Here is a 15,476-nt window from a genome sequence, read left to right on the forward strand (position 1 = left end):
AATTTAATGCATAAACAAAAACTCGAACTCACCTGGATTGGTAAAGACAAGCGGCCTCGGCTTGAGCCGCGGATTTTGTTGGAGGATGCGGAGAAGTCGTATCACGCCAAACAGCGGGTGACGGAGAATGATATTTTCGATAATCGGCTGATTTTCGGCGACAACTTGTTGGCGTTGAAGGCGCTGGAGCAGGAGTTTAGTGGTCAGGTCAAGTGCGTGTTTATCGATCCGCCGTACAACACCGGTAGTGCTTTTGAACATTACGACGATGGTCTGGAGCATTCGATCTGGCTGGGTTTGATGCGCGACCGGCTGGAAATTATCCGTCGCTTGCTATCGGATGACGGTTCACTGTGGATTGCCATTGATGACAACGAAGGTCATTATTTGAAAGTATTGTGTGATGAAATTTTTGGCCGCCAAGCTTTTGTTTCATCTATGGTTTGGGAAAATTTTTACGGGCGCAGCAATGCTGCAGCAATTTCACCTGCACACAACTACATCTTGCTTTACTCACCGTTGGGGCAAGACTGGAAAAAAGTTCGGAATCTCCTTCCACGCGGCGATGAGAGTGCAAGCAAATACAAAAATCTTGACAACGATGAAAGAGGCCCGTGGCGTCTAGGCCCCATTTTTGCTGCAGGTGAGCGTCATGATGGACTCATGTATACGATAACTACACCATCAGGTCGGCAAGTTAGCCCTCCTAAAGGAAGTCACTGGCGAATGCTCGAAGACCAGTTTTGGAGAATGGTTAATGAAGGTAGGATTGTATTTGGGGATAAGGGAGATAACAATCCAGCGGTTAAACTCTTTTTGAGTGAAGTACAGCAAGGTTTGGTTCCCCGTACTTGGTGGTCACATGGAGAAGTTGGTCATTCTCAAGAGGCAAAGCGAGAGATACAGGCCCTGTTTCCAAACGACATTCCATTTGATACTCCCAAACCTGAGCGTTTGCTGAACCAAATAATTACGATAGCCACCAACCCCGGAGACCTCGTCCTAGACTCTTTCGCCGGTTCCGGCACTACCGGCGCAGTCGCCCACAAAATGGGCCGCCGTTGGATCATGATCGAACTGGGCGAGCACTGCCACACCCACGTCATCCCACGCCTGCAAAAAGTCATATCCGGCGAAGACCTGGGCGGCATCAGCAAGACAGTCAACTGGCAAGGCGGCGGCGGTTTTCGTTATTACAAACTGGCGCCCAGCTTGATCGTCAACGACCGCTGGGGCAATCTGGTGGTCAATCCCGAATACAACGCGGCGATGCTGGCGGAAGCCTTGTGCAAGCTGGAAGGCTTTGTCTATGCGCCGTCGGAAAGCCGCTGGTGGCAGCACGGCCATTCCAGCGAACGCGATTTTATCTACGTCACCACGCAAAACCTGTCCGCCGAACAGTTGCAGGCGCTGGCGGATGAAGTAGGCGGCGCCCTCTCGCTCGCCCCCTCTCCCGTAAACGGGAGAGGGGAGTTTGAGCCCCTCTCCCAGCGGGGAGAGGGGTTGGGGAGAGGGTATTCCTTACTGGTTTGCTGCTCGGCGTTTCACGGCATCACGGCGGCGCAAGCCAACGAACGCTGGCCCAATCTGACGCTGAAAAAAATACCCAAAATGGTATTGGCACGTTGCGAATGGGGCCACGACGATTACAGCTTGAACGTGGCGAATTTGCCGATGGCAGAGGTGGAACCGGTGCCAGACACTAGCAAACCTGCCCGAGGCAAAAGGCATGCTGTCGATCCTGCCCAGCAAAGCTTGTTTGCTGAGGATGAAGAGGCGTGAGCCGCAAAATAATCATCATCGCGGGGCCTAATGGCGCGGGAAAAACCACCTTTGCTCGTGTGTTCTTGCCAGAAGAGGCGCAATGTCCTCGCTTTATTAACGCCGATTTAATCGCCGCTGGCCTGTCGCCGTTTGCTCCTGAAGCAGAAGCCTTTAAAGCAGGTCGATTGATGTTGAGCGAAATCGCGTCCTGCACGGAAAAAGGCGAAAGTTTTGGTTTTGAAACCACGTTATCCGGGCTGGGTTATTTGCGTCAAATTCAGGCTTGGCGCGAACGCGGTTATCACGTTGCTTTATTCTTTTTAAGTTTGCCGACGCCTGAATTGGCTATTGTTCGCGTCGCTGCTCGTGTCAGACAAGGTGGGCACAACATTGCTGAGGATGTGATTCGACGGCGATTTGCAGCGGGCATACGTCATTTTCCGCAACACTATCGCTACGCGGTGGATGCCTGGGCGCTTTACGATAATTCCGGCCCTAGTCCGGTATTGCTTGAATGGGGAGAAAATTGATGACTGCAGAAGAATTGACTTTAGCCAAAGATAAAGATTTGGTCGCATCTTTGCAGGCGATCAAGCGTGCGGCCGAGCTAGCACGCAAGCAAGCGATTCAAACGGGCACCGAGATTGTGATTATGCGCGATGAGCAAATCGTGCATGTATCGGCGGAACAGCTAAAGCAAGAAGGACGGTTATGAAGCGTGATCATACGTTGTCGGTATTGAAGCAAAATAAGCCGGTGTTGGTCGAACGTTTCGGCGTTACCCGTTTGGCGTTGTTCGGCTCTACAGTGCGTGACGCGGCAAGAGACGATAGCGATGTCGATATTTTGGTTGAATTTGATGGCCCGGCCACCTCGGCACGATATTTTGGTGTGCAGTTTTATTTGGAGGATTTGCTAGGCTGTCCAGTGGATTTGGTAACCAACAAGGCGCTTCGAGCAGAACTACGACCCTTCATTGAACGGGAGGCACATTATGTCTGAAGCCATACAACGCGAATGGCGGTTCTATCTGGAGGATATGATTGGGTTTGCCGAAAAAGTGATGATCTATACCGATGGTATGGATCAACAAGCGTTTGTCGAGAGCGGGCTGAATTACGATGCCACGGTACGTAATCTGGAACTGATTGGTGAAGCCGCAACCCATATCCCCGACAGTGTACGAGAAGCTCATGACCACATTCCCTGGCGACAAGTGATTGCCACCCGCAACCCCCTGATTCATGGTTATTTAGGCATCGATAACGATACGTTGTGGAGCATTATCCGAGACGACGTGCCGGGGTTAATTCAGCAGCTTAATGATTTGAAGGATCATTCATGACTCAACGGATATTGAATGCCGTCAGCGGACGGTTGTCGCTACGTCCGCCGCAAGCCGAATCGCTGACTCGCTTGGTGCGGGCCTTGGAAATGGCGCCGGAAATGCTGCAACACGATAAAGAGGTTGCGGCGGTATTGTCGAGCTTGAAGGCCTTGTTTCCGACCTTAGAGGATTTCGAGCGCGACTTCCCTTCGCTGTGCTTTGCGTTGGCGACCGGCGTGGGTAAAACCCGTTTGATGGGGGCGTTTATTGCCTATTTGCATCTGGCGCACGGCATCAACAACTTCTTTGTACTGGCGCCGAATCTGACCATTTATAACAAACTAATTGCCGACTTTACCCCGAATACGCCGAAGTATGTGTTCAAGGGTATCGGCGATTTTGCGATTAATGCGCCGCGCATCATTACCGGCGATAACTACGATCAGACCGGATTCGATGTGACCACCGACGTGTTCACGGAAATTCGCATCAACATTTTCAACATCTCCAAAATCAACTCTGAAGTGCGCGGCGGCAAGGAACCGCGCATCAAGCGCATGCGCGAGGTATTGGGCGACAGCTATTTCAACTACTTGGCTGAGTTGCCCGACTTGGTGTTGTTGATGGACGAGTCGCACCGCTACCGGGCCAGCGCCGGAGTACGCTCTATCAATGAGTTGAAACCCTTGTTTGGCCTGGAACTGACCGCAACGCCATTCGTTGAATCGACACGCGGGCCGGTGGCATTCAAGAATGTCGTAATGGATTATCCGTTGGCACGGGCAATGGAAGATGGCTTTGTAAAGGAGCCCGCCGTCGTCACGCAGCGCAATTTCGACGCCAGAGCGCATACGCCGGAAGAGCTGGAAAAGATCAAGCTGGAAGACGGCGTGCGCTTGCATGAATCGACCAAAGTCGAGCTGTTGACCTATGCCCGCGAGAACGGAGTCAAGCCAGTCAAACCGTTTATGTTGGTGATTGCGCGGGATACGACGCATGCGGCACAACTGTTGTCTTTGCTGGAATCGGATGCGTTTTACGAAGGCCGTTACCGCGGCAAGGTGATTCAGGTAGATTCCAGTCGCTCCGGTGCCGAAGAAGAAGCGATGATTACCCGTTTGCTCGCGGTGGAGCATGTCGAGGAACCCACCGAGATTGTGATTCACGTGAATATGCTCAAGGAAGGCTGGGATGTGACCAATCTTTACACTATCGTGCCGTTACGCGCGGCCAATGCGCGTACCTTGATCGAGCAATCCATCGGGCGTGGTCTGCGTCTTCCGTATGGCAAGCGTACCGGGGTAGCGGCGGTGGATCGCTTGAATATCGTGGCTCACGATAAATTTCAAGAAATTGTCGATGAGGCTAATCGCGGCGATTCGCCGATCCGCCTGAAACAGTTGATGCTGGAAGCGCCAAGCGCTGACGATAAGAAAGTCAGCGTACAAGTTGTATCAACGGCAATGTCTCGATTGGGTTTAAGTCCTGCACCAACCGTTTCTACGCAATTTAGTTCCGACTCAGGGAGCTTGAACAGCGATAACGCTAAACCAGTCCCGGTCTTTTCTCGTGAATCCGAATTCCAAGCGGCGCGTGTTGTGATGGAGGTCATCGGCAGCTATGAAGTCAAACGCTATTTAGTGCCTAATAGTGCCGCCTTGCTCAAGCCCGAGGTGCAAGAAGAAATTCTGAAGGAAGTGGCGGAAAGGCTAAAGCCACTGCAGTCGGAATTGTTTGCCGATGAGGGCATTGATCTAGCCGATGTCGTAAAAACGACTACTGAGGTGGTGGTTCAACAAACGATTGATATTCCGCGTATCACCGTGGTGCCCAACGGCGAAGTCACAACGGGATTTCATCCATTTGAACTTGATGTTGCCCAACTCCATCTGCAGCCGGGCGAACGCGTGATTGTTGGGCAGTTGTTGCGAACCAATGAACAATTCACCTTGGCGGCTGAAATCGGTTTGGTTGAACAACGCTTGGAAGACTACATCGTTCATGCCTTGGTCGATTACGACGACATCGATTATTTCACGCATGCCGACTTGCTCTACGACCTAGCCGGTCAGATGGTTAAGCATCTTGCCAGCTATCTCTCCGAGGCGGAGGTGCAAAACGTGTTGGATCGCGATCGGCAATTGATTGCCCGAGAAATTCACGCTCAGATGATGGCGCATTTTTGGGAAGAAGCCACTGAATACGAGGTTAAAGTCAGCCGTGGTTTTACCGAATTAAAGTCCTGCAACTACACCGCCACGGCCGGTCACGCCGCAATTGCTCCCGGCAATTTTGCGGCATACACCCCACCCCTGGGGATAGCCACGCATCATTATCGAGAAACAGTTGCCGAAACCAGTCGTATCAAACAAATGCTGTTTGGCGGATTCGAGCGTTGTTTATACCCATTGCAAAAATTCGACTCGGACACCGAGCGCCGTTTTGCTGTCATCTTGGAAAGAGACGCGCAAAAGTGGTTTAAACCCGCCAAAGGGCAGTTTCAGATTTATTACAAACTGGGAACTGAGCAACCTGAGTATGTGCCCGACTTTGTTGCAGAAACCGAATCGCAAATTTTTATGGTGGAAACCAAGGCGCGCGGGGATATGGATTCGCAGGAAGTCCAGGCCAAAGCCGCTGCCGCCGCACGTTGGTGTCAATACGCATCTGAGCACGCATCGGAAATTGGCACCAAAGTTTGGAGCTACTTGCTTTTGCCTCACGATGAAATTGTGGAGTCTAAAAGGCTCGTAGATTTTCAGCGATTCAGAATTTCAAACAGTCACTGTGCTTAAAGAAACCATTCCCATGGCGCGCACCTGAATAGAGCCGGCGTCCCAAGCCTCTCGTTCAGAACCATGACCGATGAGTCAGTGTTGCCGGCAAGAGTGAAGGCAGCCGACTCCCTCTACCTTGGGCAAATTGCGACACTGGAACGTGGGAATGCCGCTGCCTGGTGCTTTGGATGATGATTGTTGGCAAGTCCGGATTCGTGTCGCTCGGGTGTTGGGCCGGTTAAGTGCGACCAAATAGGTTAGCGTTGGGGGCGGTGGTCAAAAAGCCAATGACGCGGAGTACGCACGAATCAAGCGGTCCCGCAACTCATCCATCCCCCAAACCGGCGCTTGCGCGCCGGGAATCAAGCCGGGCGTCCACTGCCAGCTGTCTATCGCCTTGATGACCTCCGGGTCGCGTGCGATCAAATGCACCGGTACGTCGTGGCTGGCGGAGTCGTGGCTGACAAAGGAGGCGGGTTGGTGGTCGCCGACCACCAGTAGTACCAGCTTGTCGTCGCCATAGGTTTTGACGAAAGATACCAACGTTTCCAGGACGTATTCAATCGATTTGCGGTACTGCCCGCGAATCCGCTCGGTACTTTGCCAGACGGCTTCAGGCGCATCGCCGTCTCTGGCTTGGCCGAATATCGAGCCGTCGCCGACGTCTTGCCAATCCACCAAGCGAGGCAACGGCGTCCAAGGTGCGTGCGACGAGATCAGAGCCATTTCCGCCATGAGCGGCTGGCGCGGGCCGGAAGGCCGTTCCAAGCGCTGAATGGCGGATAAGGTGTATTGGTCCGGCATCGTGATCCAGTTGAACGGCTGGCCGCGATAGTTTAAGTCCTGTGCCGCATAGATCCGATCGTAGCCGAAATAGTCGCCCTGCGGCCACGGCAGGGTATGGGCGGGTTGCACGGCCAGCGTACGCCAGCCGGCGCGCTGGAATAAGCGGTTTAAAGTGGGCCGCCGGCTCATCACCAGGCGGTCGTAGCGGCTTTGGCTGTTGATCCATAGGCCGGACAACAAGGTGCCGTGCGCCAGCCAACTGATGCCGCCGTAGGTGGGTGAGGTTAAGTAACTGCTGCGCATCGAAAAACCGGCGGCGCCCAGTTCCGCGGCGTATTGTTGCAAGTGCGGCCGGACATGCTGGGCGTAATCCGGTTGATCGAACGCCGTGCGGCCGTAGGATTCGACAAACACCAGCATCAGGTCCTTGCCTTGCAGTTTTTGGAACAATGCCTGGTTCGGCGTGCTGGCGTAAGGGTCGTGGTCAATGCCGGCAGCGAACTGCTTCAAATCGGCCAGACTGTCGCGCGCGTTTTGCCAATGGCTGGTTAGCCAGTCGATATAGGGCCGGGCTGCGATTGATGGCGCACTGAAATGTAGAACCAGCCAGACCGTAGCTGTTACCGCCAAGCCGACTCTGGCACCACGCTTGCCGGCAAGCGCGGTTTGCAAGCTATTCAGTGCGGCATTGACCAGTCGCAGCAGGCCGATCAGACACAAGGCCAGGGCCGCTACCGCCAGATAGCTACCGAGCTGGCCGATCGTGCCGGTCAGCCACTGCATGCCGTCGCCGGGAAAACGGCTGTCCAATACCGGGTTGAGCGGTCGGCCGAAAAATTGATCCACGCCGAGATCGGCCAATTTCAAAATCAGACTCAAACCCAGTAAGCCGGCGGCCAGGATGCGTAGCGCCGAACCGGCAATGCCCGGTAACGTTAGTAAAAATCCCAGCAACAAGGCTTCCAGTGGCAGGCGGGCAAACGCCGAAGGCGTGATTTCACTGAGCCGGTTGGGTAGCAGCAAAATCAGCAACACCAAAGTCAGCGCGCTCAGAGGTCCAACCAGACGTGAACGCGCGGCAGCAGGTTTGCCAAGGATTGGGAAATCAGTCATCGCAAGAAGTATTGATAGAAATTAGCGGACCCTAAACGCAGCAAATTCAGTGCCGTTTTATATGCGTATGGGTTGGCGTGGGATTTGCTGCTCATTTGCGCTACCGCAATCACGCACGCACACAAACATGTCAGACGTCTTCGCAGCATTACCAACTCAAGATTTATTACGCCGAGAATTAAAAGTCATTTCCGCGATCGGTGCCGTTGCGCTGCTATCGGTGGCAGTGTGGCTTGGCGTTGCCGAGCGCTGGTACATGGCCGTATTCTGGCTATTGCCCGCCAGCGCGATCTGGTGCTGGATTGGTTGGCGTACTTGGACTTTGCTGGATTTGAATCGCGCCGCGTTGCAGGCTCCGCTGTATCCCGCCTTGGGCTGGGGCAACCGGGTAACCTTGCTGCGCGGCTGGCTGATCGCCTTGGCCGGCGGTTGTTTATCGATAGACCTCTCGGCAGTGCCGGTAAGTTGGCTGCCGGCGGTGGCTTATTCGTTGGCCGCCTTGCTTGATCGCTGCGATGGCTTTTTGGCCCGGCGCGGCCGGCAGGTCAGTTTGTTGGGCGGGGAGCTTGATGTGCAACTGGATGCGCTGGGATTGGTGGTTGCGCCCATATTGGCCATAGCCCAAGGGCGTTTGCATTTTTCATATCTGCTATTGAGCGCGGCGTTTTACCTCTACCGCTGGGCGATGCAGCGCCGGCAAGTGCTGGGCTTGCCAATCTATCTTTTGCCCGATAATCCGTTGCGCCGTACCCTGGCCGGTTTTCAAATGGGTCTGGTCACCGTGGCGCTTTGGCCCTGGCTGGACGCCGAGTTAACCCGCGCTGCCGGCGTCGCCTTCATGTTGCCGGTGCTGTTCGGGTTTGTCGCCGACTGGGCCGTGGTTTGCGGCCAGCTAAGCTCAGCCAATTACCAAAGATTGGCTATTTGCAGCCAGCGCTCATTCCAGCCGGGCTTAAGGCTGCTGACGGCTATTGTGGCTGGCCTAGTCCTACCCGGTTTGGCTGTGACCGACATCTCTGCCCTGTCATTGGCAGTGGTGGTGGTTATGTTGTCGGTGGGTTTCGCCGGCCGCCTCGCGGCATTGGCTTTGCTGCTGTGGCTGGGCGGGCCCGGAGTCGCTGTGTTGCAACCGTTGGCCCAGCTAACTTTGGTATTCGCCGGCAGTTGGTTGCTGATGCTGGGCAGCGGCCGAGCCAGCCTCTGGGGTTGGGGCGATGCCTGGGTGGCGCGTTACGACGGTGCCTGATGGTGCGTTTCAATCGATTGCCTGTGTTGTGGCTGGTTGCCTTGGGTTTGGCCGGCTGGATGTTGAGCCAAACCCCATTTGCAGCGGCTGAGCAGGCCTTACGCGGTTTGGGGCCGGACCAGTGGTTGGTGTGGTTGGCTGTCAATGCGGGTATCGCACTGGCCGGCGCAAGCCGTTGGCATCTGTTTACCCGCTGTCTGGGCGTTCCGGTCACCTTGAATCAATTGCTGAAAATTCGCCAGGCCGGCCAGGCAGTCAGTTTTCTAACGCCGGGGCCGCAATTCGGCGGCGAACCGTTGCAAGTTTACTGGTTGCATCGGCGGTACCGGGCGCCGCTACCCACGGCGCTGTTGGCGCTGGGCTTGGACCGGCTTTACGAATTTGCCGTCAATCTTTTGCTGTTAGCGGCAGGCGTTTTTTTGCTGACGCGTTCGCCGCTAGCGGCCATCGCCGACTGGCAAGCGGTCGGTGTCGGCTTGATTGGCGCGTTATTGAGCATTGCCGTTGCCGGGCGATTTTTATTGGGCAAACCTGGACGTTTTACTCAGGCTTTGCAGTCATTATTCAGGCGTTGGCGCCAGCATAGCTTGCTGCGGGCGGTAATCGGCGACAGCCACGATCCTGCTTGGGATTGGCGGACACTGCTCGGTCAGCGCCGGCTAATGGTGCAGGCGCTGTTATGGTCGCTGCTGGGTTGGGCCGCATTGCTGGCCGAATTATGGTTGCTGCTGGATTGGGTCGTTGCTCCGCAAGGGTTTTGGAATTTTCTGTTGGTGTTGGTGGCGATGCGGCTGGCGTTTCTGTTACCGCTGCCGGGCGGTGTCGGCTCGCTGGAAATGGCCATGTTTTGGGTGTTTCAGTATCTGCACGCCGCGCCAGGCGCGGCCCTGGCCTTGATCGCGCTGATGCGCGTTCGCGATGCGGTATTTGTGGCGGCAGGCCTCGGGTGTATGGCGTGGCTTGGCGGTTGGCGAGTCGCCAACTCGGGCCAAGCCTGACTCGGGCGCAGTTGCCTGGACCGCAGTCGGTGTTGCCGGACTGCTGCGGATCGAGCAGTCAATTGTGGCCGCCTGCACTGGTTTCGGGGGGCCGTTTGCAAGCCGATGTGTCGGCTATTTGCCTGCTAATACAGCATTTTAGGCGAGCAATAGCCTACCCAATCGACATCTCTTGGGTAGTAATAAATTATCGGCATACAAAATGCTGTCTCAGCTTATATAGCCAATATCCATTATCCGGACAGCACGGAATTGCAATACTCTTATGTTTAAAACCAATCGAATATTTACAGTGATAAGTAACGATAGCGGATTGCCGGTTTGGTATTTTCTAACCCGAGAAGGTCGGCAAGGCCCATTTGTTTCCGAGGCGGATGCCCGCCGGCATCTGGACGAATTTATTTTGAAAAGTATCAGTTTGCCGAATCGTGTCCCGAGAACCCGTTTTGTTCCGGCTTATTAGCGCTAAAAAAGGTCCGTGGTTTTGCTGTTATGAATAGTATCGATTTGTTGAATCATCGTCTTCAGTTTTTCGAGCAACTGCATCAAGAGTTCCTGTTTTTAACCGGATACGGGACGTATGCGCATATTAATAGCCGGGATGTCGACCGTTTGTACCTGGATTATTTGGCAGAGGCTCAGGCGACAGGCGCCGAATTACGCCAAGATAATCAAATATCGTTTATCCGGTCTTATATCAAAAGCCGTTGATAAGAAGTCGTGCTTTTTAAAGACGGTGGCAATTGGCTTTTTTGAGTGTTGGATTAATTTGTATATTTGGTAGGTAGCGCATGTGTTTGATTATTCATAAACCCAAAGATGCCAAGCTTGATCTGGAATTATTGCATTCCGCCAGCCAATACAATCCGCACGGTTACGGATTGATGGCATTTACCGGCCCGCAAAAAATCAGCGTGATTAGAGATCAATACACCCATTTCGAGGCATTGCGCCGCGCCTACGTTCATTTCGCCAAGCACGAATGCGTGATTCATTTGCGTTTACGCACACGCGGCCATATCAACTATGCCAATACACATCCTTTTCGAGTAAGCAATGCCATTTACATGGCCCATAACGGTACGCTGGATATTAATTGCCGGATTCCGGGGCGCTCGGATAGCTGGCATATGGCAAACGATTTGTTGCAGCCGTTATTGCGGCGTAACCCGAATATAATCCATGCCAAATCTTTTCAAAGCTATATTGCCAAAAATATTGGCGCGAATAACAGAATGGTATTTATGGATGCCGATAGGCAAAAAACGGTAATTATCAATAAATCTCTGGGTACGGAATATCAAGGGGTTTGGTTGAGTAACACCAAGTGGTTTGATTCGGCCAGATTTGGTTTGGCGGAACCTAATTTTAATAACGGCCAGTTGGCCAGCGATGCTTGTTCAAAATTAAAGTTATTGGGAGAGCGTTTTGGACAAGGCCTGAATAAACTCAATTATTGTTCCGGCTAACTATTTCTGGTTAATCCGGACAACAAAAATTCCTTATTAAACTTTTTGATATGTAAATCCAATTTAAGCGTTTTGGCAACCTTTGCGCGGGTGATACTGTTATCCATAACTCAGTTTCAAAGGAAAAAATAACATGTCAAAAAATGCTTTACCTATCGGATTGCTGGCGGTGTTTGCGCTAATTACCCAAACAGCGGAGGCAACCAACGGCTATTTCGCGCATGGCTATGGTGCCAGAAGCAAAGCCATGGCCGGGACCGGGGCCGGGCAGGTTCAGGACGCGATTGCCGCCGCTGCGCTCAATCCGGCGGGGCTGGTCAATGTCGGCAACCACCTTGACGGCGAACTGGAACTGTTCGCCCCCTTTCGGGAATACTCGGTTAGCGGGCAAGGTACCTTCGACGGTCGGCATTTCCCGCTCGGCCCCGGCACTCAGGAAAGCGAGAGCAATTTTTTTCCGGTGGGCGCCCTGGGCTGGAGTTACCAACTTGACGGCCAGCAAGCCATAGGTTTGGCGCTTTATGGAAACGGCGGCATGAATACCGACTGGCGCCAGGTCGGTAACAGTAGTCCTTATTGCTTCGGCCAGTCCGGCGTATTTTGCGGCGGACGCGCTGGCGTCGATATGGCGCAGGCATTCATTGTCGGCACCTATGCGCATTCGTTCGCCAATGGCCGCTACTCGGTTGGCCTGTCACCGATTTTTGCGGCGCAAACCTTTAAGGCGCGCGGCTTGGGTATTTTTGGCGCGCAAGGTTATTCCAGCGACCCGGCCAGCTTATCCGACCAAGGCCGCGATTATTCGTTTGGGGCCGGATTTCGGGTAGGCGGACAAGCCGAGCTGTTACCTGGTTTGCGGTTGGGGGCGTCCTATAAAAGCCGGATCTACATGTCGCCGTTCGAACGCTACCGGGGCTTGTTTGCCCAGCAAGGCGAGTTCGATATCCCGGACAGTTTCAACGTCGGCATTTCCTGGGATGCCACGGCCGCATTCACCGCCAACTTCGACGTCGAGCATATTCGCTACAGCGAAATCAAATCCGTCGGCACACCGTTGAATCCGCTGTTCAGCGGCGCCAAATTGGGTGCCGGCAACGGTCCCGGCTTTGGCTGGAACGATATGACGATATACAAATTTGGCGGCCAGTGGCGGCAAAACGACCGCTGGGTCTGGCGCGGCGGCTTTAGCTATGGCCAGCAGCCCATCGAAGGTTCGGAAGTGCTGTTTAACATTCTGGCGCCCGGTGTCCAGGAATGGCATTTGACCGGGGGCTTTACCCATGCGTTGAGCAAGGCAGACGAGCTGTCGTTCGCTTTCATGTACTCCCCACAGAAGACCATCACCGGCGCCAATCCGTTGGATGGCAATCAACAGATCGAATTAGCGATGACCCAGTTTTCCTTGCAATTGGGATGGTCGCGGAAATTCTAAAGACTTGCGTAGGGCCAGCGGCAATGTCGTTAAGTTAATGATGGTAGGAGCGGGCCACGCCCGCGACTAATCGCCTTAACGGCATTGGGGCCAACGGTCGTTTAGTGCTCGGTTTTTACTGCGCTGGCGCCCGGAATGGCAGGGCATGTTGCAATGCAAAGAAAATTGCCTCCTCAGCAGCACCGAATCAGCATTGGCTGCTTAGCTGGCAGCAGAAGCGATTGAAATCCACAGCCGAGCGCCGGTTATTCGGTAACTCGCCGGCTGGCACGATAAATGCCGTTTCAAGCTGCGCAAACCCAAAATGCTTGCGCACAAACGTCAATTTTATCGAGAGAGGAAGCATGAAACGTACAACTGTTGCCGCCGGCTTGTTGCTGATGACCGCCAATGCCGCGCACGCGCAAACACCACCCGCACCGGAAGCACCGAAACCGCCGTTGGGATTTTTCGTGACCAGTGCCGGGGTGGGCAAGGGCGCCGATTTGGGCGGCTTGGCCGGAGCGGACGCACATTGCCAAAAACTGGCGAGCGGGGTCGGTGCCGGTAACCGGACATGGCGCGCTTATTTAAGCACGCAGCCGGAAGGCGGCAAGCCGGCGGTTAACGCCCGTGACCGCATCGGCAAAGGGCCTTGGGCCAACGCTGCCGGTGTGTTTGTCGCCAACGACGTTGCGCATTTGCACGGCGATACGCTGGAGCTGGCCCAGCTCGGCAACAATCTGCATAAGAAAACCGCATTCACCGAAAAGGGAGAACCCTTAAAAGGCGTGGGCGACAATCCGAACGAGCACGACATCATCACCGGTTCCAAACCGGACGGTACGGCTTATACCGATGCCGCCGACCATACCTGTAAAAACTACACCAGCAGCGCTGACGGCACGGTTCGGGTCGGCCATTTCGACCGCACCAACGGCGGCCGCAATGGCGGCAACGTCTCCTGGAATTCCACCCACGACAGTCGCGGCTGCAGCCAGGAAAATCTGGTCAGCACCGGCGGCGCCGGCTATTTCTACTGTTTTGCCGCCGATTAATCCGGCACGGAGAGGCGGCTGACGCCTCTCCTTATCTGGCAATCGACCGACAGCTCTTGCGCAGGAACTGGTGGATGGTTCCGCAGCTATCGTCCCAGCGCGGCAGCGTGGCAAAATTGGCCAGCGCGTTTTCGCTTAGTTCAGCCAATAACGTCCGGTCACCGTGCCAATGTTTCAAGACGGCCGCCAATTCATTCGCGTCGTCCGGTTCGATCAGATAGCCATGTTGGTTGTGGCCGATGATTTCCTTAGCCGCACCAGCGCGAGTGCCGATGGCGGGCAGGCCGAATTGCTGAGCTTCGGCGTAGACAATGCCGTAACTTTCATAGATTGAAGGCAGTACCATGACTTGGTGCCGCCGATAAAACCCGGCCAGCGTCGTACCTTGCACCGGGCCCTGAAATGCAAAGCTTGCGGTCAGGCCGTTACCGTTTATCAGCTTGCGAATTCGGGCCACGTAGCCGGGCTCCATATCCAGCCGGCCGGCAATCGTGACCCGATAGTCGTTGGCTGGCAATTGCCGTAGCGCTTGAATCAACACATGCAGCCTTTTCCGGCGAATCACGTTGCCAACCACCAAAATCCTTAGCGGACCAGCCGCCAGCGCGCGTCGGCGCACGAAATCGGCATCGATTTCGGTGTCGGCCGCAGTGAAATTGTCGCCTGCCGGCAAAGCCAGGCAATGCGGCGGCAGACTATGGGGCAACAGTTGCTGCAACTGCGCCAGCGTGGTCTGGCTGTTGGCGATCAATCCCGACAGCGTTGCCAGATAGCGCCGTTCGATGGCTCGAAACAACCAGCGGCTGTAACGCGGATGGCTTTCAAAACTGTTCAGTAAATGGACCAAGCCGACCACCGGTAGCCTCAAATGCCGATTCAAGGCAAACACCGACGGCTGCACCATCGCATCCTGAATCAGGATGTCGAGCTTGGCGGCGTCGATTTTTCGTAGAACATCGCGCCTTAGATTGTCGGTTAACTGCCAGCAAAACCGGCGCGGCGGCAGGCTGATGATGACGACCTGTTCTCCATTTCGGCGCAGATATTCGACCAATTTGCGGTCATACAGATAACCGCCGCTGACCGAATCGATGTCGCCGTAGAGCAACAGCCCAATCCGCACCGGCTTAGAATTCCCGCTGGTAAGCGGCCCAGCAGTGCGGCGTTTCCCAAAGCTTTATTCGCAAATTGCCCGGTTTAGGCGGCTCAATACCCTTCAAAAGCTTCTCGCACAGGATTCGGCTGAAATGCTCGATGCTGGGATTGAGACCGGCAAATTCCGGTTTATCGTTTAGTAGTTGATCGCGAAACTCGGCAAGCACGCTATCCAAAGCCGCTTCGACCGCAACGATGTCTACCAAATAACCGTGCTGATCCAGCGTATTGGCCTGGATGCGCACTTCGGCGACGTAATGGTGGGCGTGCGGCAAATTTTCGCTGCCCCAATCGCCGCCGATCAGATAGTGGTTGGCGATAAAGTCGCGGGTGACGGCTAGGCTGTACATAATGGTTTTCGGACGTGTTAGA

The 15,476-nt window shown here is 54.5% G+C and carries 16 protein-coding genes; 13 read left to right on the top strand and 3 right to left on the bottom strand.

Annotated elements, in window-relative coordinates; genetic code table 11:
• Nucleotides 1–6: 6 nt before the first annotated feature.
• From VXJ35_RS07985 to VXJ35_RS08010, 6 genes are read left to right on the top strand one after another with little or no spacing between them, the layout of a single operon-like run.
• Nucleotides 7–1,782 carry a site-specific DNA-methyltransferase gene (locus VXJ35_RS07985; protein ID WP_064021174.1) on the top strand — a complete coding sequence of 592 codons (1,776 nt, stop codon included), beginning with the start codon at nucleotides 7–9 and terminating at the stop codon, nucleotides 1,780–1,782.
• Complete coding sequence (locus VXJ35_RS07990) at nucleotides 1,779–2,294, top strand: zeta toxin family protein (RefSeq protein WP_064021175.1); 516 nt, start codon at nucleotides 1,779–1,781, stop codon at nucleotides 2,292–2,294. The genes VXJ35_RS07985 and VXJ35_RS07990 overlap by 4 nt, the downstream gene beginning before the upstream one ends.
• The gene (locus VXJ35_RS07995; protein ID WP_064021176.1) at nucleotides 2,294–2,479 is read left to right on the top strand and encodes a hypothetical protein; all 186 of its coding nucleotides are present in this window, start codon (nucleotides 2,294–2,296) and stop codon (nucleotides 2,477–2,479) included. Before VXJ35_RS07990 ends, VXJ35_RS07995 begins: the two co-directional genes overlap by 1 nt.
• Nucleotides 2,476–2,766 carry a nucleotidyltransferase family protein gene (locus tag VXJ35_RS08000; RefSeq protein WP_064021177.1) on the top strand — a complete coding sequence of 97 codons (291 nt, stop codon included), beginning with the start codon at nucleotides 2,476–2,478 and terminating at the stop codon, nucleotides 2,764–2,766. Before VXJ35_RS07995 ends, VXJ35_RS08000 begins: the two co-directional genes overlap by 4 nt.
• Nucleotides 2,759–3,109 (top strand): DUF86 domain-containing protein, encoded by a 351-nt coding sequence (locus VXJ35_RS08005; protein ID WP_064021178.1) that lies wholly within the window; start codon nucleotides 2,759–2,761, stop codon nucleotides 3,107–3,109. Before VXJ35_RS08000 ends, VXJ35_RS08005 begins: the two co-directional genes overlap by 8 nt.
• Entirely contained in the window at nucleotides 3,106–5,886 is a 2,781-nt protein-coding gene (locus VXJ35_RS08010; protein WP_064021179.1) for a DEAD/DEAH box helicase, read from the top strand. Before VXJ35_RS08005 ends, VXJ35_RS08010 begins: the two co-directional genes overlap by 4 nt.
• A gap of 258 nt (nucleotides 5,887–6,144) precedes the next feature.
• Here the strand turns inward: VXJ35_RS08010 and VXJ35_RS08015 are convergent, their stop codons facing one another.
• Nucleotides 6,145–7,689 (bottom strand): sulfatase-like hydrolase/transferase, encoded by a 1,545-nt coding sequence (locus VXJ35_RS08015; protein ID WP_231914876.1) that lies wholly within the window; start codon nucleotides 7,687–7,689, stop codon nucleotides 6,145–6,147.
• A 205-nt stretch (nucleotides 7,690–7,894) separates the two neighbouring features.
• On the opposite strand from VXJ35_RS08015, the gene VXJ35_RS08020 reads away from it, so the two are divergent.
• From VXJ35_RS08020 to VXJ35_RS08050, 7 genes are all read left to right on the top strand, one after another.
• Nucleotides 7,895–9,013, top strand: a complete 1,119-nt coding sequence (locus VXJ35_RS08020) for a CDP-alcohol phosphatidyltransferase family protein (RefSeq protein WP_064021181.1) — start codon at nucleotides 7,895–7,897, stop codon at nucleotides 9,011–9,013.
• Nucleotides 9,013–10,011, top strand: coding sequence for a lysylphosphatidylglycerol synthase transmembrane domain-containing protein (locus VXJ35_RS08025; RefSeq protein WP_064021182.1), 999 nt, complete (start codon nucleotides 9,013–9,015; stop codon nucleotides 10,009–10,011). The genes VXJ35_RS08020 and VXJ35_RS08025 overlap by 1 nt, the downstream gene beginning before the upstream one ends.
• Nucleotides 10,012–10,276: 265 nt before the next feature.
• Nucleotides 10,277–10,474 (top strand): DUF6316 family protein, encoded by a 198-nt coding sequence (locus VXJ35_RS08030; protein ID WP_408953932.1) that lies wholly within the window; start codon nucleotides 10,277–10,279, stop codon nucleotides 10,472–10,474.
• A 29-nt stretch (nucleotides 10,475–10,503) separates the two neighbouring features.
• Nucleotides 10,504–10,722, top strand: a complete 219-nt coding sequence (locus tag VXJ35_RS08035; RefSeq protein WP_064021183.1) for a hypothetical protein — start codon at nucleotides 10,504–10,506, stop codon at nucleotides 10,720–10,722.
• Between the two features lie 80 nt (nucleotides 10,723–10,802).
• Nucleotides 10,803–11,480 carry a class II glutamine amidotransferase gene (locus VXJ35_RS08040; protein WP_064021184.1) on the top strand — a complete coding sequence of 226 codons (678 nt, stop codon included), beginning with the start codon at nucleotides 10,803–10,805 and terminating at the stop codon, nucleotides 11,478–11,480.
• A gap of 133 nt (nucleotides 11,481–11,613) precedes the next feature.
• Nucleotides 11,614–12,912, top strand: coding sequence for an OmpP1/FadL family transporter (locus VXJ35_RS08045; protein ID WP_064021185.1), 1,299 nt, complete (start codon nucleotides 11,614–11,616; stop codon nucleotides 12,910–12,912).
• 344 nt (nucleotides 12,913–13,256) lie between these two features.
• A complete protein-coding gene (locus VXJ35_RS08050) occupies nucleotides 13,257–13,949 on the top strand; it encodes a hypothetical protein (RefSeq protein ID WP_064021186.1) in 693 nt (230 codons plus the stop codon).
• A gap of 31 nt (nucleotides 13,950–13,980) precedes the next feature.
• Here VXJ35_RS08050 and VXJ35_RS08055 read toward each other — a convergent pair whose 3' ends face one another.
• Both VXJ35_RS08055 and VXJ35_RS08060 read right to left on the bottom strand, forming a co-directional pair.
• Nucleotides 13,981–15,072 (bottom strand): glycosyltransferase family 4 protein, encoded by a 1,092-nt coding sequence (locus tag VXJ35_RS08055; RefSeq protein WP_157198119.1) that lies wholly within the window; start codon nucleotides 15,070–15,072, stop codon nucleotides 13,981–13,983.
• Between the two features lie 4 nt (nucleotides 15,073–15,076).
• Nucleotides 15,077–15,454 carry a 6-carboxytetrahydropterin synthase gene (locus VXJ35_RS08060; RefSeq protein ID WP_064021188.1) on the bottom strand — a complete coding sequence of 126 codons (378 nt, stop codon included), beginning with the start codon at nucleotides 15,452–15,454 and terminating at the stop codon, nucleotides 15,077–15,079.
• Nucleotides 15,455–15,476: the final 22 nt, after the last annotated feature.

The sequence above is a fragment of the Methylomonas sp. DH-1 genome, from assembly GCF_046097555.1.
In the GTDB taxonomy this organism is placed as follows: domain Bacteria; phylum Pseudomonadota; class Gammaproteobacteria; order Methylococcales; family Methylomonadaceae; genus Methylomonas; species Methylomonas koyamae.

Coding starts and splice junctions, on each gene's coding strand:
- VXJ35_RS08040 (WP_064021184.1), top strand. CDS start 10,803: ATGTGTTTGATTATTCATAAACCCAAAGATGCCAAGCTTGATCTGGAA.
- VXJ35_RS08000 (WP_064021177.1), top strand. CDS start 2,476: ATGAAGCGTGATCATACGTTGTCGGTATTGAAGCAAAATAAGCCGGTG.
- VXJ35_RS08025 (WP_064021182.1), top strand. CDS start 9,013: ATGGTGCGTTTCAATCGATTGCCTGTGTTGTGGCTGGTTGCCTTGGGT.
- VXJ35_RS07985 (WP_064021174.1), top strand. CDS start 7: ATGCATAAACAAAAACTCGAACTCACCTGGATTGGTAAAGACAAGCGG.
- VXJ35_RS08045 (WP_064021185.1), top strand. CDS start 11,614: ATGTCAAAAAATGCTTTACCTATCGGATTGCTGGCGGTGTTTGCGCTA.
- VXJ35_RS08020 (WP_064021181.1), top strand. CDS start 7,895: ATGTCAGACGTCTTCGCAGCATTACCAACTCAAGATTTATTACGCCGA.
- VXJ35_RS07995 (WP_064021176.1), top strand. CDS start 2,294: ATGACTGCAGAAGAATTGACTTTAGCCAAAGATAAAGATTTGGTCGCA.
- VXJ35_RS08050 (WP_064021186.1), top strand. CDS start 13,257: ATGAAACGTACAACTGTTGCCGCCGGCTTGTTGCTGATGACCGCCAAT.
- VXJ35_RS08005 (WP_064021178.1), top strand. CDS start 2,759: ATGTCTGAAGCCATACAACGCGAATGGCGGTTCTATCTGGAGGATATG.
- VXJ35_RS08010 (WP_064021179.1), top strand. CDS start 3,106: ATGACTCAACGGATATTGAATGCCGTCAGCGGACGGTTGTCGCTACGT.
- VXJ35_RS08030 (WP_408953932.1), top strand. CDS start 10,277: ATGTTTAAAACCAATCGAATATTTACAGTGATAAGTAACGATAGCGGA.
- VXJ35_RS08035 (WP_064021183.1), top strand. CDS start 10,504: ATGAATAGTATCGATTTGTTGAATCATCGTCTTCAGTTTTTCGAGCAA.
- VXJ35_RS08060 (WP_064021188.1), bottom strand. CDS start 15,454: ATGTACAGCCTAGCCGTCACCCGCGACTTTATCGCCAACCACTATCTG.